Raw genomic sequence first — 16,631 nt, 5'->3', positions numbered from 1 at the left:
CCTTGCAGGCCGTTGGCCGCCGTCGCGCATGAACTCAGGAGTCTTGTGCAGATTGCGTGCAGCGCTGCCGGGGCGCGGCGACATAGCCGCAGCGCACATGATGAGGCTGCACGATCGGCCGATGTGGCCCCATTTTCCGCATGCTACAGCTGCGCGAACCTGTCGGTTGCGTCGTCCTGCGCCCGAGCCATCAAGGCGGGCGCGCGGGCGGCGCTCAGCCGAAAGGCGGATGGCCGCGCTTGGCGCCGGCCTCTAAGGAAACCATTGTTGCAACGGGACGATCGGGCCGAGGCCTCGGGGCGAACATGACGAGCAACGACAGTGCACTTTCGGGCGCGACGCCCCAGATCGGGCCCGGCGCCGAGCCGCAGCGCAGCGCCCAGCCCTGGTACAAGGTGCTCTACATCCAGGTGCTGATCGCGATCGCCCTCGGCATCCTCGTCGGCCACCTGTTCCCGCATACGGGCGAGGCCCTGAAGCCGCTCGGCGACGGCTTCATCGCGTTGATCAAGATGATGATCGCGCCGGTGATCTTCTGCACCGTCGTGCACGGCATCGCCTCGGTCAGCGACCTGCGCAAGGTCGGCCGCGTGGGTATCAAGGCGCTGGTCTACTTCGAGACGGTGTCGACGATCGCCCTCGTCATCGGCCTCATCGTCGGCCGCACGGTGCAGCCGGGTGCCGGCTTCAACATCGATGCCAGCGCCCTCGATGCGGGCGCCGTCCAGGGCTTCGTCAAGCAGGCCGCGTCCGACAGCTTCGTCGGCCATCTCATGGCGATCATCCCGTCGAGCTTTCTCGACGCGCTGGTCAAGGGTGACCTGCTGCAGGTGCTGCTGGTGGCGATCCTCACCGGCATCGCCGCCGCGAACATGGGCGAGGCCGGCCGCAAGGTCGAGCATGTGGTCGACGTCGCCGGCAAGCTGTTCTTCCGCATCATCGGCATGATCGTGAAGCTCGCGCCGCTCGGCGCCTTCGGGGCGATGGCCTTCACCATCGGCAAGTACGGCCTGGGCTCGCTGGTCAACCTCGGCCAGCTGATCGCCACCTTCTATCTCACCAGCGCCCTCTTCGTGCTCCTGGTGCTTGGTACCATCGCCCGGCTCGCCGGCTTCTCGATCCTGCGCTTCCTGGCCTACATCAAGGACGAGCTCCTGATCGTGCTCGGCACCTCGTCGTCCGAGACGGTGCTGCCGCACATCATGCGCAAGATGGAGCGGCTCGGCGCCTCCAAGTCTGTGGTCGGGCTGGTGGTGCCGACGGGCTACAGCTTCAACCTCGACGGCACCAACATCTACATGACGCTGGCGACGCTGTTCCTCGCCCAGGCGACCAACACGCCGCTGACGATCTGGCAGGAGCTGTCGATCCTCGCCATCGCCATGCTCACGTCCAAGGGCGCCTCCGGCGTGACCGGCGCGGGCTTCATCACCCTCGCCGCGACCCTCTCGATCATCCCCGACATTCCGATCGCTTCACTCGCCGTGCTCATCGGCATCGACAAGTTCATGAGCGAGTGCCGCGCCCTGACCAACCTGATCGGCAACGGCGTCGCCACCATCGTGATCTCCCGCTGGGAAGGCGAGCTCGACAAGGCCGCCCTGCACGAGGCCATGGCGCATCCGCTCGAGCTGTCCGACCGTGTCGAGGCGGAGATCGCCCGGGAGGGGGCCGAGGTCGCCGTCGTGGACGGCCCCGCAGCCGCGCCGCGGCCCGCGGGCTGACAGCGCACCGGCGTCGAGGACAGCGGCAGCCGCAGAACAGGACTGTACCGGGCGCAGCGAGACCCGGTGAGCCCGCGGCGGGGCAGCGGTGCCGCCGCGGGCGAACGCAACCGGCCGGCAGCTCAGTTGCCGACGGCGCTCTTGAGCTGCTCCTCGATCCGCGACAGGTTGAAGGATCCCGGCGCCTGGCTCGGCGGGTAGTCCTTCATGGTGGCGAGGAACCGGGCCGCCATCGCCTGGATCGGCACGATGACGAACACGCGGTCCATGAACCAGTCGTTGTAGGTGTTGGAGCTGTGCTGGGCTCGCTCGAACGGATCGCGCCTGAGGTTGAACAGGAGCGGCACCCGCAGCTCGACGAAAGGCTCGCGCCAGACGCCGAAGCCCTCACCGCGGTTCTCGAGGAACACAACCTTCCAGTCCTGGTAGCGGGCGGCGACGATCTGCCCGTCGTCGTTCACGTACCAGAATTCGTTGCGCGGCGGCTCCTTCACCTTGCCGCTGAGGTAGTCGAGCTGATTGTAGCCGTCGATGTAGTTTCGATATTTTCGGCCGTTGAGCTCAACGCCGGCCAGCAGCTTCTCCTTGATGTCCGGCGCGCCGGCGACGGCGGCGAAGGTGGGCAGCCAGTCCTCGTGGGCGACGAGGCCGTTCAGCGTCGTACCGGCCGGGAAGTGTCCGGGCCAGCGCACAAAGGCCGGCACGCGATAGGCACCTTCCCAATTGGAGTTCTTCTCGCTGCGGAACGGCGTGGTGCCCGCATCGGGCCAGCTGTTGAAGTGCGGGCCGTTGTCGGTGGAGTAGAAGACGATGGTGTCGTTGGCGATGCCGAGGTCGTCGATGAGCTTGAGGAGGTCTCCCACCTGCTCGTCGTGCTCGACCATGCCGTCCGAATACTCGTCCTGGCCGGACTTGCCGCGATGTTCCGCCTTCACATGGGTGCGCAGGTGCATGCGCGTGGCGTTCCACCAGGTGAAAAAGGGCTTTCCGGCTTTCACCTGCCGGTTGATGAAATCCTTGGCGGCGGCGAGCGTCTCCTCGTCCACCGTCTCCATGCGCTTGCGCGTGAGCGGGCCGGTATCCTCGATCCTCTGGGTGCCGTCCGGGTTCGCCCAGGCGCGGATGACGCCGCGCGGGCCGAACTTCTTTCGGAACTCCGGATTTTTCGGGTAGTCCTCGTTCTCCGGCTCCTCCTCGGCATTGAGGTGATAGAGGTTGCCGAAGAACTCGTCGAAGCCGTTCATGGTGGGCAGGTGCTCGTCGCGGTCGCCCTGATGGTTCTTGCCGAACTGGCCCGTGGCGTAGCCCTGCGCCTTGAGCACCGTCGCAACGGTGACGTCGCTCTTCTGCCAGCCCTGGGCCGCGCCGGGCAGCCCGACCTTGGTCATGCCGGTGCGCACGGGGACATTACCGCCGAGGAAGGCGGCACGGCCGGCCGTGCAGCTCTGCTGTCCGTAATAATCGGTGAAAGACACGCCTTCCCGGGCGATACGGTCAATGTTCGGCGTAGAATAGCCCATCATGCCGCGGCTGTTGTGGCTGATGTTCCAGGTGCCGATGTCGTCGCCCCAGATGACGAGGATGTTGGGCTTCTTCCCCGGGCTTGCAGGTGGCGTCTGAGCGCGAGCGGCCTGGGCCGAAGCGGCCGGCGCGAACGCCTGCGCGGCCGCCAACGTGGTTCCCGCCAGCAGAATGCTGCGCCTGTTCAAGCCGGACGGGCCGCGTGGCACGTTGCGATCGCTGTCTTGGTCCATGACTTTCCTCCGCTGGCCTGCGCGCCTCTTGCTTCAGGCAACAGGACCTCGACGGCGCCGTGCGCCGGCGCCGCGGAGATCGAACGTTTGACATTTCAGTCGAGATGCCCCGTCGGCGGTGCCGTGCCTGCTTCCGCACGGCACTCCTCCGTCAGTCACGCCGGCTCGTGGAGCCGAGCGCGTAAACGCTGCGTGACCTCAGTTCTCTCTCTGCCGGGCGGACTATAGTGAGCACGGTGGGCGCAAATGCGCGATTTTGATCAATCTGGTGCACTATGCATGCGGGGAAATTGGCGCCTCTCGATCGGGTCGGCTGGCTCGCCAGCGAAAGCGAGGCATTTCGCGGTTGGGTCGCCGAAGCGGGGCGCTGGCGCGTCTACGATGCCGGCCAGCTCATCTACAGCGCCGGCGACCCATCCGACGGGCTCTATGGGCTGGGGTCGGGCAGCCTGGAAATCATGTTCCCCGTGGCCGCCGACGAGCCCGCGTTCGTACATCTGGCAGAAATCGGATTCTGGATCGGGGATGCGGCCGAACTGGCGGGCACGCCCCGAATCGTGACGATCTCGGCCGCCTCGCGCTCGCGCCTGCTGCACCTCCCCAGCCGAGCGATCAAGGCCCTGCTCGCCAGCCAGCCGGAGCACTGGCAGGCGTTCTATCGCCTGGGCACCAGGAACGTCGGCGCCGTGGTCAAGTACTATTCGGAGGCGCTGTCGCTCAGTGTCCGGGCGCGCGTCTGCAGGCACCTGCTTCGCCTGACGGAGACGCCGCAAGCCGTGCAAGCGACCCAGGACGACCTGGCGCGGCTGCTCGGCGTGGCACGCGGTACGTTGCGGCGATGCCTGTCCGAACTTGCGGAGCTCGGTGCCATCGAAAACCGCTACCGTAAGATCCGGGTTCTGGATCCGGCCATCCTGGCTCGGTTCCGCAACGAGGCATAACCCGAGCTCGGTCGGCGCGTCCCACCCCCGTGCGGGGCGAGACGCGACCGCCTCCGCTCGCTCAGGCTGTCGCGGGCGCCGCCGCAGGCGCTGCGGAGGCGATCGGTTGCTTGGCCTTCGGCTTCAGCAGCAGCACCAGGCCAGAGGCGATGAGGCAGGCGAAGCCCGCCGCGTAGAAGGCCGGGAGGTAGGTCTCCAGCGCCGTGCGCGACAGGCCGGCGCCGTAGGCCGCCACCGCCGCGCCGATCTGATGGCCGGTGAAGATCCAGCCGAACACCAGCGGCGCCTTGGCCGCGCCGAACGTCTGGCCGGCGAGCTTGACGGTGGGCGGCACTGTGGCGATCCAGTCGAGCCCGTAGAACAAAGCGAACAGCGACAAGCCGTAGAACGAGAAGGTGGAGTGCGGCAGCCACAGCAGCGAGAGGCCGCGCAGGCCGTAGTACCAGAACAGCAGCCACCGGTTGCTGTAGCGGTCGGAGAGCCAGCCGGAGAGGATGGTGCCGACGAAATCGAAGGCACCCATCATGGCGAGCGTCGTCGCGGCGTCGACCTGCGGCATGCCGAAATCGGCGCAGAGCGCGACGAAGTGGGTCTGGATCAGGCCCGCGGTGCTCAGCCCACAGATGAAGAAGGTGGAGAACAGGATCCAGAACGCCGGGCTGCGCGAGCTCTCGGCGAGGATGGAGAAGGCGCGGCCGACGGCGCTGAACACCGATCCTGCAGGGAGCGCCGGAGCGGGTGCCGGTGCACCTTGCGGCTCGACGGGAGCGCCGAAAGGCGTGAGACCGACGTCCGACGGACGGTCGCGCAGGAACAGCACCACCAGCGCCGCGGCGATCAGCAGCCCCGCCACGTTGGGCACCAGCGCCAGCCGCCAGCCGACGACATCGATCAGGTGCGCCGCGAGCGGCAGGAAGACCAGCTGGCCCGTCGCCACCGCGGCGGTCAGGATGCCGAGCACCAGGCCCCGGCGCTCCACGAACCAGCGGCTCGCCACCGTGGCGCCCAGCACCATGGCGGTGAGCCCGGTGCCGATGCCGACGACGAAGCCCCACAGCAGGACGAGCTGCCAGAGCTTCGTCGCCAGTGTGCCGAGCACCAGCCCGGCCGTCACCAGCGTCAGCGCCGTCAGGATGACGCGGCGCAGGCCGTAGCGCTCCATGAAGGCGGCGGCGAACGGCGCCATGAGCCCGAACAGCAGCAGGCGGATGGCGAAGGCGCTGGAGATGGAGGCGGTATCCCAGCCGAACTCCTTGGCCAGCGGCGCGATGAACACGCCGGCGAGGCCGACGGCGCCGGCGGTGCTCAAGCTGGTGAGGAAGGTGACGGCGACGATCACCCAGCCGTAGTGGACGCCCTGCTTCGACAGCGTGCTCGCCGTGACCCGCGCAACCATGTCCCGATCCTCTTCGCCCAGCGCTTGCAGCGTCGGCGCCACGAGCTATGATGACATCTATCATCGAATAATGATGACGCCAATCATCGAAGAGCAAGAGTGCGGACGCCGGACGGGGTTGTGCGATGCGCATAACAAAGCAGAAAGCCGCGGAGAACCGGGCCCACGTGCTGGAGCAAGCCGCCCGCCTGTTCCGCGAGCGGGGCCTCGACGCGCCGAGCGTCGCCGACCTGATGCGGGCCGCCGGCATGACCCACGGCGGCTTCTACAACCATTTCGCGTCGAAGGCCGAGCTGCAGGCCGACGCCTTGGCGCTGACCTTCGAACAGGCGGTGGAGCGGCTGGACGACATCTCCGCTGCGCCGGCCGGGCCGGAGCGCACGGCCGCGCTGCGGCGCTACGTCGAGCGCTATCTGTCGCTGAAGGCGCGCGATGCGGCAGGGGCCGGCTGCCCGATGGTGGCCTTCAGCGCCGACGTGTCACGCGAGGACCAGGGCGTGCGCGCCGCCTATGCCGTCGGCCTCGAGCGCTATATCGCCAAGCTGGCCAGGATCTGGTCCGACGCCCCGGCGGAGTCCGCCGAGGCGGCGGCGGCGCGCAAGCGCGCCATGGCGCTGCTGGCGCCGCTCGTCGGCGGCCTGTCGCTGGCCCGCAGCGTGGCGGCGGCCGACCCGGCGTTCTCCGACGAGATCCTCACCGACGTGCGCGAGGGCCTGCTCGCCGCCATCGACGGGTTGTTGCCACCATGCGCGACGACGGCGTCAGAACAGCACCTCGCCGGCGAATAGGCCCAGGATGAGCAGGATCGCGAAAATCGCCAGGGCGACGAAGAACAGGATCTTGGCGATCTGGCTGGTACCCGCGGCGATGCCGGAGAAGCCCAGCGCACCGGCTATGATCGAGATGACGAAGAAGATCAGGGCCCACTTCAGCATCGAAACTCTCCCATGAACGCGGTGCACCGCATCAACCGCACCGCGTCACGAGAGTTCCCCCGCCCGAGACATCGTAGGTCTGGCGTCCGGCGCACCGAATCGAACGGATGCGTGCGAAACGGCGGCCGTCCGCGGGCTGCGAGCCCGGCGTTCAGCGAACGATGGTGAGCCTGCGGGCGGCGCGTGTCACGCCCGTATAGAGCCAGCGATGCCGGTGCTCCCGGAAGGCAAAGCTCTCGTCGAAGAGCACGACCTCGTCCCATTGCGAGCCCTGGGCCTTGTGCACGGTGAGCGCATAGCCGTAGTCGAACTCGTCGGAGCGGCGGCGCAGCTCGTAGGGCAGCCCTTCCTCGCGGCCCTCGAAGAACTCCTTGAGCACGCTGACCTTGATTCCTTTGCGCCCGGCCTCGTCCTCCGGCGTCACCTCCAGCTTGACCATGCCTTTGGCCTCGCCGCGTAGCGTCGCGATCTTGAAGGTGCCGCCGTTGAGAAGGCCCTTGGTCTTGTCGTTGCGCAGGCAGACGATCTTCTCCCCGGCCCCGGGCATGCTGTCGCGGAAGCCGAGCAATTCGCGGATACGGCCGTTGTAGAGCCGGCGCGTCCGGTTCATCCCGACGAGCACCTGGTCGGCGGCCAGGATCGCCGCCGCGTCGATGTCGCGGCGGCCGATGACGCGGCTTTCGCCGTAGAGGCCGGGCTCGATCTGGCCGCCCTCCCGCGCCACCATCGACAGGCGCACGATCGGATCGTCCTTGGCCTGGCGGTGAACCTCGGTGAGCATCACGTCCGGCTCGACCTCGGTAAAGAAGCCGCCGCCCTTGACCGGCGGCAGTTGCGCCGGGTCGCCCAGCACCAGGATGGGCACGCCGAACGACATGAGATCCCGGCCCAGGTCCTCGTCGACCATGGAGCATTCGTCGATGATGACGAGGGCGGCCGTCGAGGCCGGGCCGCTGCGGTTCAGGACGAAGCTGGGCTCCTCCTCCTCCGTGCCGCGCGAGCGATAGATCAGGCTATGGATGGTCGAGGCATCCGGGCAGCCCTTGCCGCGCATGACCAGCGCCGCCTTGCCGGTGAAGGCGGCGAAGACGACATCGCCGTCGACCCCCTCCGCGATGTGGCGGGCGAGCGTCGTCTTGCCGGTGCCGGCAAAGCCGAACAGGCGGAACACCTGCGGCGCGCCGGTGGCGAGCCAGCGCGCCACCGCCTTCAACGCGTCATCCTGCTGCGGCGACCAGGCCATCGATACACTCTGAATCTGGAGCGTTTCTCGGCGATCGGGTGTTTTCACCCGGACGCCAAGCGCTCTAGGGATGGGTGCGGTGTGGACCGGAAACGGGCCAACCTCACGGCGATCAGGATAGATAAATTGATTCGCCGCTGGCGCATGTCGCGATCGGATAACGCCGTCCGATCGGATTGACAGGCTCCAACGCCTTGAATCCGGGCCCTGGATCGGCCGAGGCTTGCCATGGCAAAGCCCGGGGCTTAACCCTCGTCAGGGCTCTGGGGCTCACCCTTTGCGTCGAACTGGCGCGGCGGCGGCGTATCGATGCGGTTCATCCTTCGACTGATCGGGTTCCTCTGCGTGGCGGCCGGCTTCTCGTCGCTCGTCATCGACGGGGCGCGCGCCATCGCCAACAGCGCCTGGGCGCCGACGCCGCTGGCCGAGGTGACCCGCGCCACCTTCCCCGTCTGGTACGCGGGGCTCGCGCCGGCGGTTTCCGCCATCCACCCCTGGCTGTGGGACCCACTGCTGACCGGTATCTTCGCCGCGCCGGCCTTCGCCGTCGGGATGATCGTCGGCTTCCTGCTGATGCTCATCGGCCGCGCGCCGCGCGAGGACGTGGGCTTCTACGCCAACTGACCTGCGCCCGCCCTGCCGCCGCGATGGTCAGGGCGCCTTGAGGATCTGGGTACAGGCGGGCGGCAGGTCGGCCAGCGTCAACGGCCGCCCGGGCTTTCCGGGCTTGGGGGTCAGTGCCTGCGGGGTGAACCACCAGTCCAGCTCCTTGCCGCAGCCGTCGCCCTGCGGCGGCGGCTCCTGATCGCGGCAGGTCTGATCCCCCGCCGGGCATTCGAGCCTGACATGGAAGTGGTAGTTGTGGCCCCACATCGGCCGGATCTTGCGCAGCCAGCTGCGGTCGCCGCCCGAATCCCGGCACAAGGCCTTCTTGATCGCCGCATTGACGAAGATGCGCGCCACCTGCGGCTCACTGGCCGCCGTCTTGAGCAGCGCCAGATGGGCGCGCGAATAGACCGAGGGGTCGATGTCGAGCCGGTCCGACCGCACCAGATCGTCGGAGGACACCTCCTCGCGGTCGGACGCAGAATAGCGGCGGCTGGGCATCGGCTTCAGCCAGATGTCGGCCTCGATGCCGAGCTGGTGGGAGGCATGGCCGGTGAGCATGGGGCCGCCGCGCGGCTGCGACATGTCGCCGATCAGCAGCCCGGGCCACCCCGTCGCCACCGCCGCCTTGGCGCTCAGGCGCTTGAGGAAGGCGATCAGCCGCGGCGTGCCCCAGGAGCGGTTACGCGACAGGCGCATCACCTGCCAGGTGTCGCCGTCCGGCGGCATCTGCACGCCGCCCGAGAAGCAGCCGCGCGAATAGAACCCGACAGGCTCCGCCGGCCCGGGCGAGCCGGTCTTCACCGTGCCGAACAGGCGCCGGGCGGCGTCCGGCGGCAGGCTGGCGACGGCCTGGGCACGGCGCGTCGCCTCCTCCCGTGCGTTCTCCTGGGCCACGGCGGGCCCCGCGCAGAGCAGCAGAATCAGAAGCGTGAGCAGCCGACGCATGGATTGGACGCTCTCATGTCAACGGCCGAGCGGCAACCTGGCCGAGCCGTTGTGAACCGTTTTGTCGCCGCGCTGTCTGGCGCTCGATCAGGGCGGCGGCATGGCCGTGGGGGGCTCCTCACGGCCGGCAAGCCCCGGCCGGCCGCATGCGAGCGCCATGCCGCCAAGGCCCTTAGAACCGCTCCACCCCTTGCGCTCGGGCGCCGGCCGTTCTACATCGCCGCCCTCGCATGCGCCGTTGCGCGCACGTGCGGCGCGCCTTGGCGCGCCGGCGGAGGGGTGGCCGAGTGGTTGAAGGCGCACAGCGCGCCTGCGACGCGCGTCCCTCCGTGAAGAGTTTGCGTGCGCCTTGGCGTACGCGTGCGGAGGGGTGGCCGAGTGGTTGAAGGCGCACGCCTGGAAAGTGTGTATACGGGAAACCGTATCGGGGGTTCGAATCCCCCTCCCTCCGCCAGAAAGCCCATATAGATCGTTGATTTTGTTTATATTTTCCGGCTTTTCCGGCAAGCTACCTTAGCATTTGCCCTAAGGGCTGGCAGATCGTGGCCGCGCTGGCGCTTCGGACCCGGCCGGGCTTATGCGCGCCCGGCATGAGAGCCGCGACATCCCACCACGCCTTCGCGCTGATCGTCGCCGTTGCCATGTTCGGCGCCGCGCTGGCCACCGCGGCCGAGACAGATGGTCCGATCATCGCCTCATCCGCGACCTTGTCGAGCGTGGCGGCCGACAGGTCCACCTCGGGGAGATAGTCGCCCTGCGGAAGCCGCACGACCACCAGGTAGAGGTCGGCGTCGAGCGCGGGGATTGGATGATGGTGGGCCACATCGCCGTTGCTCCAGAACCGCAGCTATGCGATACTTCAGGCATTAAATAATCCTTGGGGATTAATCCATATCCAGGGTATTCATTTTCTGGATGAGGAAGCGACACGTGGTCACCAGCGAGCAGATCAGGGCAGCACGCGCGCTTGTCCGTTGGGAACAGCGCGACCTCGCGGAGGCGTCGAAGGTGTCGCTGCCGACGGTGAAGAGGCTGGAGGCGAAGGCGGGCCCACTGGCCGCTCAAGGGCGTACGGCTGACGCGCTCGTGGCTGCCTTTGAGGCGGCTGGCGTCCAGTTCATCCCTGAGAATGGTGGCGGCGCTGGGGTGCGGATGGCGAAGCGCACAAGCGGGCCGGATGCTGGCGCCATAGACCCCACCGAGCAGCAGGCCGCGAGTAAGCAGGCGGCTCAGGCGGCCGTGGACCGGGCCTTGAAGGGCTCGCCGGCGTCGCCCGAGGAAAAAGCCGAGCGGAAGCGCAAGCTGACAGAACCGCCTAAGGGCGCCAAATAGGTGAATGCCCGCCTGGGGCCATGATTGGTGGGGGCAGCAGCGATGAAATGGGCTTTCTTCGGGGCGGCGCCCATCGCAGCAACTCAGGCTTTGGCGGATCCGACAGACGCCGAATTGGACGCGTTGCTGAAGACCGAAGAGGCGAAGTTATGGAATGATTGTGTTTGGTATCAGCTGGCCAGGCCAGAGAAGTACTCAGACATTTGGGTGGCAGCTCAAGTCGATCAAGGCTCACATGGATCTGGCCGGCTATAGCCAGAGCGATTTCGCCGAGATCATCGGCTCGCGCCCGCATGCGTCCGAGATTCTGAACCGTAAGCGTCCTCTGAGCCTCACGCAGATCCAAAAGATCGCCGCGGTATGGAAGGTCCCGGCCGCGCTCCTCATTCAACCATATCAGCTGGACAAGTCGGCCGCATAGGAGGATCAGCCCATGAGACTGCCAGAGACCTTCACGGAGTGGGCCTTGGTCGGCATCCTGGCCCTGCTCTTCCTGCTGTTCGTCAAGGCGTTTGAGATCCTCTCCGTTTTGAGAAAGACTGCCGCTCGCGACGTCAAGCCAGGGCCGGACGATCGGGCCGACATCGTCTTGGCGGTCAACCGCGTCGAGGTGGCCGTCATCAACCTTGAACACGCTATCCGAGAGATAGCCCGCGTCGATGCGGAGGAGGCCGCCGGGCGAGTGAGCTAGAGCGCACGCCCTTTATGCGCGAGCAGGCTCGCAACCTAGTGAGCCTGCTCCCGCGCTGCAGTCGGTCGCGCCGTATCAGGCCGGCGGCGCAAAGACGATGTCGTACTGCGAGCAAAGCTTGCCGACATCCTCCGGTGCGGGCAGGCCATGCGAACTCGCGGACAATGCGGCGAGCGCACCGAACATGCGCTGCATGTTGCCACCAGGGGTCATCAGCACGAGCAGCCGGCTCGGCGCATCGGTCGGGTTGCGAAAGCCGTGCAGTCGCCCGCGCGGGCCGTAGAACAGTCCACCCTGCGGCAGTTCCGTGGGGCCCTCGGTGCCGTCCCCCACGATTTCCACGGTGCCTTCGATCACGTAGAAAATCTCGTCCTCCACATGATGGGTGTGCGGCGGGATGCCTTGGCCCGGCGGTACAACCAGCTCGATACAGGCCAGGGCGCCGCCGGTCTCCTGTTCTTCCACCCGGTAGATGTGGGTCATGCCCATCACCGTCTCAGGCCGCCCGGTGCCTGGCATGCTCACGATATTGCTGCGTTCGTTCGGGGCAGCCTGCTCATTCACGGTGCTCAACCTTTCGCGTCTTGATTATCGCGTATCCACGCCCGCTATCGCCGGCGGGAATGAGCTGCGGATGCGCGCCACAGCACATCCCTCGCTGCCTCCTCGTGATCGCACCACATCCGAGAGCATCCGGCGCCCGGGGCGCGACGGACGGCGTTTCCAGTGTGGTGGCAAAGAGCCGAGCTTTCCGGGATTTTTGCCTATCAATCCCGGTCGGCTGAGAATGCGATGTCGCGCTGAGCTTCGACGGCGGCGAGCCGCCGCGAAAGGGCGTGCGAGATCGAGCTGTAGGCGGTTCCGCCCAGAACCAGCCGCAAGGCAGGGTTGGCCTCGTCCGCAGCCGCGATCATCGCAGCAACGGTGCGTGCGGCATCTCCCCTGATGACGAAGCTCCCGCTGCCGATGGCCCGCCGCACGTCGCCCGCGGGCGTCCTGTCATACACCGCCATCGGCTCGGCATGCGCAAGCCCCGCCCCGAAATTGGTCGCGGTCGGCCCCGGTTCGGCGATGATGAAGTCGATCCCGAACGGCGCGACCTCCTGGGCGACGGCTTCGATGAAGCCCTCGATCCCCCATTTGGTGGCGTGGTAGAGGCTGAAATTCGGATAGGCGATCTGTCCGCCTTCCGACGAGACCTGGATGATCCGCCCACCGCCCTGCCGGCGCAGATGCGGCAACGCCGCGCGAACGAGCTGGATGGAGCCGGTGAGATTGGTCGCGATTTGCCGGTCGATCTGCGCGTCCGTGACCTCCTCGGCTGCGCCGAACAGACCGTAGCCGGCATTGCTGACCAGCACGTCGATTCTGCCCAAACGATGAAATGCGTCGTCGACCGTGTCTCGGATGCCGTCCGTATCCGTCAGCTCGAGCATCATCACCATGAGCCGGTCGCCATATTGTTGCTGAAGATCGTCAAGCACGCCTTGACACCGCACTGTCCCGACCACCGTATCGCCGCGCAACAGCAACTGCTCCGCCATATCCCGGCCGAGGCCGGACGATGCCCCGGTGATAAGCCACGTCTTGTTCATGGGAGAGCTCCCTTCGCGATCATAGCCAACAGCTATGACGGCGCGATTGGTGATGTAAGGTATCCGGCATCGGACAGCCTCGTGCAGATGATTCACCAATGCCAAGACCAACGCTCAACGAGCTCGAAGCCTTTGCCGCCGTTGCCAGCCATCGCAGCTTCCGAAAGGCCGCCGATGCGCTCGGCATATCCCGCTCGGCCCTCAGCCATGCGCTGATCGGTCTCGAACGGAATCTCGGCGTCCGTCTGCTCCACCGCACGACACGCAGCGTGTCCCCCACCGATGCCGGCGCCCGACTGCTCGAACGCCTCGGTCCGGTATTGAGGGATCTCGATATGGCTCTTGACGGGCTCGCCGAGGAACGGGGAGAGCCGAGCGGCAGACTGCGCATCAACGCCAACAAGAGTGCGGCGCGACTGCTGCTCGGCCATGTCGTTCCTCAGTATCTCGCGCGCTATCCGGATGTGGAGCTCGATCTCGTTTCGGAGGGGCGGCTCGTCGATATCGTCGCCGAAGGCTTCGATGCTGGCGTCAGGCTTGGCGAGTCCGTCCCCCAGGACATGATCGCCGTGCGGGTCGGCGGCGACGTGCGCTTCATCGCTGTTGCGTCTCCAACCTATCTGGCCGGCCGCGCCCTGCCGCTCACGCCGGACGATCTGCGCCATCAAACCTGCATCCGCCAGAGACTACCGAGCGGCAAGCGCTACCGGTGGGAATTCAGCCGGCATGGCGAGGAACTGGCCATGGACGCGCCGGGTCCGCTGACATTGGATGACAGCGACCTCATGGTCCAGGCTGCGACGGACGGCCTAGGCATCGCCTATGTGCCCGAGGCTTTCGCTCGAGAGAAGCTGAGATCCGGCCAGCTCGTCACGGTCCTGGCGGATTGGTGCCCTCCGATAGCGGGGCTCATGCTCTACTATCCCGGCAATCGCCATGTGCCGTCTGCATTGCGGGCGTTCATCGGCGTTCTGAAGGAAGCCGATCGCAATCTGGAACGGGAGTATGGGAAGCGCTCCTCCATTTAAGGTCCATTGTGCCGGTTTTGAACGGGAGCTTAACAGCTCGGCCCCACCTGGAGACAGGCTCGACGTCGACGAAGGCCGCGGACATGAATCTTCGCCAGATTGAGACGTTCGCCGCGGTGATGAGGTGTGGCACCACGTCGCGAGCAGCGGAAGCGCTCGGCATAACGCAGCCGGCCGTCAGCCGAAGCATTGTCGAGCTCGAGAGGACGCTCGGCTTCCCACTCTTCGCCCGGATCCGCAATCGCCTGGTGGCGACTCCGGAAGGCCGCATGCTTTACGACGAGATCAAAGTCACGTTTCAAGGACTGGAAACGATCAGAGCAACGGCGGCTCGGATTCGCGACCATGGCTCTGGAGAGGTTCGCATTGCGTCAGCGGGTCATTCCGTGATTCCGAAGGCCATTGCCATCTTTCGGAAGCTTCATCCAAATGTTCGCGTCACACTGCAAATCCTGCCGGCGCGCGAGGTGCGCAATCTGATTGCTTCGGGCCATTTCGATATCGGTCTGGCCGCCGACTTGACCGAGACAGCCGGCGTTGTACATCATTCCTTCATCGCCCGAGACGCGCTTTGCGCACTGCCGCCGGGCCACGAGCTTGCACCCAAAAAGCTGATCTCGCCCCAAGACCTCCACGACCTGCCGTTCATCGCCTATTTGCCGGAAGACCCCTTCCGACAGAGGATCGACGCTGTGCTGAGGGCGGCCAATGCCGCGCCCCGCATCGTCGTCGAGACCTCGTTTCCACCGACCGCGCTCGCGCTGGTGGCGGCCGGGGTCGGTGCCACGCTCACGCCTCCGCATTCTGTCGTCGACCGCTCCAGCCTGGTTCTGAAGCCTTTCGAGCCGGGAATAGAAGTACGTGCGTTCCTCCTGCTCCCCTCCGATCGGCCGAAGTCGCAGCTCGTCCGAGATTTCGTCGATGCCTTGATGAGGGCCCGCTAGAGCATTTCCGTCTCCTTGGATGATGCTCATCCAACGGCGAGATGCTCGAGAGCCCGTTCTTCGCGCGCCGGCTCGATAAGCTTTTGGCATAGTTCAATGCATGGGAGTCATTTGCGCAGTCTCCCACCCGATGGTTCTTCTCGTGGCACAGACGTGCACGAAGCTTGAACTGACCCCAGCTGGCCGCAGCGCCGGCCCGCGGGGCGCCGTGGCCTATGCACGGAGGGGCGAAGCATCATGACAAAGCGCATTCTCATAACCGGTGCGGGTTCGGGGTTCGGCAAGGCAGCCGCCATCGGCATGGCAAGGAACGGCCACGCGATCATTGCGACCACCCAGGTCTCGTCACAGGTTACGCCACTGCGTGAAGAGGCGCGCGCGCTGGGCCTGGACAACGTCCGGGTCGAGCGGCTGGACCTCACCGACCCCTACGATATCGCGCAAGCCCAGGGCTGGGAGATCGACGTCCTCTGGAACAACGCCGGCATGGGCGAGGCGGGCCCGGTCTGGGAAATTCCCGTTGACCTGGTGCGCAGGAATTTCGAGGTCAACGTCTTCCTGCCACTCACGCTGACGCAGGGGGTCGTGCGCCGCTGGGTGTCCGAAGGCAGGCCGGGAAAGGTCGTCTTCACCTCGTCCATGGGCGGCCTGTTCACGCCGGCCAATTGGGGACCTACGTCTCCACCAAGCATGCGCTGGAGTCGATCGCCGAAGCGCTCCAGCAGGAGCTCAGCGCCTACGGCATCAAGATCCAGACCATCAATCCCGGCGCCTACTACACCGGCTACAACGAGACGATGGCCGACAATCCGTTCCGCTGGCTGGATGATAGCAAGCACTTCACCAAGCGCGCCGACCTGCGCAGGGGATTTGACGAGTTCTTCGCCACGCCTGAGGGCAAGATGGACCCGCAGGAGATGATCGACCGCATGATCGAGATCGTCCCGGCCGACACCGGCAGGTTCCGCAACGTCGTACCGAAGACGATCGAAGATATGCTCAAGGCCCATCAACTGGCAGCCTGGGAAAACCCTATCTGATCGCATCTCGGTGGACGGATCGCCAGCATGACACTTACGGACGAGATCGCCCAAGCCGTGATCGTCGCGGGCCGGGCCGCCGCGGGCGGGATCGGCGTTCCGATGAACATCGCCGTGCTCGATGCGGGCGCGCACCTCAAGGCCTTCGCCCGCATGGACGGCGCCTTGCTCGGCTCCATCGACATTGCGCTCGGCAAGGCCAAGACCGCTGCCTTGTTCGGCATGAACAGCGAGGCGGTCGGAGAGTTCTGTAAGCCTGGAGGCGGCTCGCCCGGCCTCGAGCTGACCAACGGGACACTCGTGGTGTTCGCCGGCGGCGTGCCGATCCGCGGCCGGGACGGCGCTCTCATCGGTGCCGTCGGCGTATCCGGCGGCGCCGTCGCGCAGGATCAGCGGGTCGCGCAGGCTGCCGCTGCGGCGGCGCAATCTCGCAAAGCATGAAAGGAAGCACCCC

At 66.5% G+C, this 16,631-nt stretch carries 18 protein-coding genes, 1 tRNA gene and 1 pseudogene; 12 read left to right on the top strand and 8 right to left on the bottom strand.

The window, feature by feature from the left end; all coding sequences use genetic code 11:
* Nucleotides 1-305 precede the first annotated feature (305 nt).
* Entirely contained in the window at nt 306-1,724 is a 1,419-nt protein-coding gene (locus ACZ5PO_RS18445) for a dicarboxylate/amino acid:cation symporter (RefSeq protein ID WP_464196071.1), read from the top strand.
* Nucleotides 1,725-1,846: 122 nt separating this feature from the next.
* Here the strand turns inward: ACZ5PO_RS18445 and ACZ5PO_RS18440 are convergent, their stop codons facing one another.
* On the bottom strand, nt 1,847-3,478 hold the full coding sequence (locus tag ACZ5PO_RS18440) for an arylsulfatase (protein WP_464196069.1): 1,632 nt from the start codon (nt 3,476-3,478) through the stop codon (nt 1,847-1,849).
* A gap of 290 nt (nt 3,479-3,768) precedes the next feature.
* Here ACZ5PO_RS18440 and ACZ5PO_RS18435 point away from each other — a divergent pair, with 290 nt between their 5' ends.
* Nucleotides 3,769-4,419 (top strand): Crp/Fnr family transcriptional regulator, encoded by a 651-nt coding sequence (locus ACZ5PO_RS18435; RefSeq protein ID WP_464196067.1) that lies wholly within the window; start codon nt 3,769-3,771, stop codon nt 4,417-4,419.
* Nucleotides 4,420-4,480: 61 nt separating this feature from the next.
* On the opposite strand, the gene ACZ5PO_RS18430 is transcribed toward ACZ5PO_RS18435, so the two are convergent.
* Entirely contained in the window at nt 4,481-5,815 is a 1,335-nt protein-coding gene (locus tag ACZ5PO_RS18430; protein ID WP_464196065.1) for an MFS transporter, read from the bottom strand.
* 125 nt (nt 5,816-5,940) lie between these two features.
* Between ACZ5PO_RS18430 and ACZ5PO_RS18425 the strand changes: the two genes are divergently transcribed.
* Nucleotides 5,941-6,603 (top strand): TetR/AcrR family transcriptional regulator, encoded by a 663-nt coding sequence (locus ACZ5PO_RS18425; RefSeq protein ID WP_464196063.1) that lies wholly within the window; start codon nt 5,941-5,943, stop codon nt 6,601-6,603.
* Here the strand turns inward: ACZ5PO_RS18425 and ACZ5PO_RS18420 are convergent.
* Both ACZ5PO_RS18420 and ACZ5PO_RS18415 read right to left on the bottom strand, forming a co-directional pair.
* Nucleotides 6,577-6,750, bottom strand: coding sequence for a DUF1328 domain-containing protein (locus ACZ5PO_RS18420; RefSeq protein WP_464196061.1), 174 nt, complete (start codon nt 6,748-6,750; stop codon nt 6,577-6,579). The two genes, ACZ5PO_RS18425 and ACZ5PO_RS18420, sit on opposite strands and share 27 nt — an antisense overlap.
* Before the next feature lie 151 nt (nt 6,751-6,901).
* Nucleotides 6,902-7,993 carry an ATP-dependent DNA helicase gene (locus ACZ5PO_RS18415; protein WP_464196059.1) on the bottom strand — a complete coding sequence of 364 codons (1,092 nt, stop codon included), beginning with the start codon at nt 7,991-7,993 and terminating at the stop codon, nt 6,902-6,904.
* Between the two features lie 309 nt (nt 7,994-8,302).
* On the opposite strand from ACZ5PO_RS18415, the gene ACZ5PO_RS18410 reads away from it, so the two are divergent.
* Complete coding sequence (locus ACZ5PO_RS18410; protein ID WP_464196057.1) at nt 8,303-8,617, top strand: hypothetical protein; 315 nt, start codon at nt 8,303-8,305, stop codon at nt 8,615-8,617.
* 27 nt (nt 8,618-8,644) lie between these two features.
* Here ACZ5PO_RS18410 and mepA read toward each other — a convergent pair whose 3' ends face one another.
* Nucleotides 8,645-9,547, bottom strand: coding sequence for a penicillin-insensitive murein endopeptidase (gene mepA, locus ACZ5PO_RS18405; protein ID WP_464196055.1), 903 nt, complete (start codon nt 9,545-9,547; stop codon nt 8,645-8,647).
* Between the two features lie 364 nt (nt 9,548-9,911).
* Here mepA and ACZ5PO_RS18400 point away from each other — a divergent pair.
* Nucleotides 9,912-10,001, top strand: a tRNA-Ser gene (locus ACZ5PO_RS18400).
* Nucleotides 10,002-10,055: 54 nt separating this feature from the next.
* Here the strand turns inward: ACZ5PO_RS18400 and ACZ5PO_RS18395 are convergent.
* Entirely contained in the window at nt 10,056-10,370 is a 315-nt protein-coding gene (locus ACZ5PO_RS18395) for a hypothetical protein (protein WP_464196053.1), read from the bottom strand.
* Between the two features lie 107 nt (nt 10,371-10,477).
* On the opposite strand from ACZ5PO_RS18395, the gene ACZ5PO_RS18390 reads away from it, so the two are divergent.
* The 3 genes from ACZ5PO_RS18390 (at nt 10,478) to ACZ5PO_RS18380 (ending at nt 11,570) form a co-directional block, all read left to right on the top strand.
* The gene (locus tag ACZ5PO_RS18390; protein WP_464196051.1) at nt 10,478-10,879 is read left to right on the top strand and encodes a helix-turn-helix domain-containing protein; all 402 of its coding nucleotides are present in this window, start codon (nt 10,478-10,480) and stop codon (nt 10,877-10,879) included.
* 235 nt (nt 10,880-11,114) lie between these two features.
* Entirely contained in the window at nt 11,115-11,300 is a 186-nt protein-coding gene (locus ACZ5PO_RS18385) for a helix-turn-helix domain-containing protein (RefSeq protein ID WP_464196049.1), read from the top strand.
* 12 nt (nt 11,301-11,312) lie between these two features.
* On the top strand, nt 11,313-11,570 hold the full coding sequence (locus ACZ5PO_RS18380) for a hypothetical protein (RefSeq protein ID WP_464196047.1): 258 nt from the start codon (nt 11,313-11,315) through the stop codon (nt 11,568-11,570).
* A gap of 75 nt (nt 11,571-11,645) precedes the next feature.
* Here the strand turns inward: ACZ5PO_RS18380 and ACZ5PO_RS18375 are convergent, their stop codons facing one another.
* Complete coding sequence (locus ACZ5PO_RS18375; protein WP_464196896.1) at nt 11,646-12,134, bottom strand: cupin domain-containing protein; 489 nt, start codon at nt 12,132-12,134, stop codon at nt 11,646-11,648.
* 203 nt (nt 12,135-12,337) lie between these two features.
* Nucleotides 12,338-13,165: an SDR family oxidoreductase gene (locus ACZ5PO_RS18370; protein WP_464196045.1), complete on the bottom strand. Its 828-nt coding sequence runs from the start codon at nt 13,163-13,165 to the stop codon at nt 12,338-12,340.
* Nucleotides 13,166-13,263: 98 nt separating this feature from the next.
* Here ACZ5PO_RS18370 and ACZ5PO_RS18365 point away from each other — a divergent pair, with 98 nt between their 5' ends.
* The 4 genes and pseudogenes from ACZ5PO_RS18365 to ACZ5PO_RS18350 all read left to right on the top strand — a co-directional run bounded on the left by ACZ5PO_RS18365 (nt 13,264) and on the right by ACZ5PO_RS18350 (nt 16,618).
* Nucleotides 13,264-14,193: a LysR family transcriptional regulator gene (locus ACZ5PO_RS18365; protein ID WP_464196043.1), complete on the top strand. Its 930-nt coding sequence runs from the start codon at nt 13,264-13,266 to the stop codon at nt 14,191-14,193.
* Nucleotides 14,194-14,276: 83 nt separating this feature from the next.
* Nucleotides 14,277-15,137, top strand: coding sequence for a LysR substrate-binding domain-containing protein (locus ACZ5PO_RS18360; RefSeq protein WP_464196041.1), 861 nt, complete (start codon nt 14,277-14,279; stop codon nt 15,135-15,137).
* Nucleotides 15,138-15,374: 237 nt separating this feature from the next.
* Nucleotides 15,375-16,177: pseudogene (locus tag ACZ5PO_RS18355) on the top strand (SDR family oxidoreductase).
* A 27-nt stretch (nt 16,178-16,204) separates the two neighbouring features.
* Nucleotides 16,205-16,618, top strand: a complete 414-nt coding sequence (locus ACZ5PO_RS18350) for a GlcG/HbpS family heme-binding protein (protein WP_464196039.1) — start codon at nt 16,205-16,207, stop codon at nt 16,616-16,618.
* Nucleotides 16,619-16,631: the final 13 nt, after the last annotated feature.

It is taken from the genome of Chelatococcus sp. KU-N122, assembly GCF_055391085.1.
This window is presented reverse-complemented; position numbering and strand designations above follow the sequence as displayed.

Excerpts from the sequence above, each read along its gene's own strand:
- mepA (WP_464196055.1), bottom strand. The coding sequence starts at position 9,547 with ATGCGTCGGCTGCTCACGCTTCTGATTCTGCTGCTCTGCGCGGGGCCC.
- ACZ5PO_RS18420 (WP_464196061.1), bottom strand. The coding sequence starts at position 6,750 with ATGCTGAAGTGGGCCCTGATCTTCTTCGTCATCTCGATCATAGCCGGT.
- ACZ5PO_RS18360 (WP_464196041.1), top strand. The coding sequence starts at position 14,277 with ATGAATCTTCGCCAGATTGAGACGTTCGCCGCGGTGATGAGGTGTGGC.
- ACZ5PO_RS18410 (WP_464196057.1), top strand. The coding sequence starts at position 8,303 with ATGCGGTTCATCCTTCGACTGATCGGGTTCCTCTGCGTGGCGGCCGGC.
- ACZ5PO_RS18415 (WP_464196059.1), bottom strand. The coding sequence starts at position 7,993 with ATGGCCTGGTCGCCGCAGCAGGATGACGCGTTGAAGGCGGTGGCGCGC.
- ACZ5PO_RS18385 (WP_464196049.1), top strand. The coding sequence starts at position 11,115 with ATGGATCTGGCCGGCTATAGCCAGAGCGATTTCGCCGAGATCATCGGC.
- ACZ5PO_RS18370 (WP_464196045.1), bottom strand. The coding sequence starts at position 13,165 with ATGAACAAGACGTGGCTTATCACCGGGGCATCGTCCGGCCTCGGCCGG.
- ACZ5PO_RS18350 (WP_464196039.1), top strand. The coding sequence starts at position 16,205 with ATGACACTTACGGACGAGATCGCCCAAGCCGTGATCGTCGCGGGCCGG.
- ACZ5PO_RS18380 (WP_464196047.1), top strand. The coding sequence starts at position 11,313 with ATGAGACTGCCAGAGACCTTCACGGAGTGGGCCTTGGTCGGCATCCTG.
- ACZ5PO_RS18445 (WP_464196071.1), top strand. The coding sequence starts at position 306 with ATGACGAGCAACGACAGTGCACTTTCGGGCGCGACGCCCCAGATCGGG.
- ACZ5PO_RS18440 (WP_464196069.1), bottom strand. The coding sequence starts at position 3,478 with ATGGACCAAGACAGCGATCGCAACGTGCCACGCGGCCCGTCCGGCTTG.
- ACZ5PO_RS18430 (WP_464196065.1), bottom strand. The coding sequence starts at position 5,815 with ATGGTTGCGCGGGTCACGGCGAGCACGCTGTCGAAGCAGGGCGTCCAC.
- ACZ5PO_RS18425 (WP_464196063.1), top strand. The coding sequence starts at position 5,941 with ATGCGCATAACAAAGCAGAAAGCCGCGGAGAACCGGGCCCACGTGCTG.
- ACZ5PO_RS18365 (WP_464196043.1), top strand. The coding sequence starts at position 13,264 with ATGCCAAGACCAACGCTCAACGAGCTCGAAGCCTTTGCCGCCGTTGCC.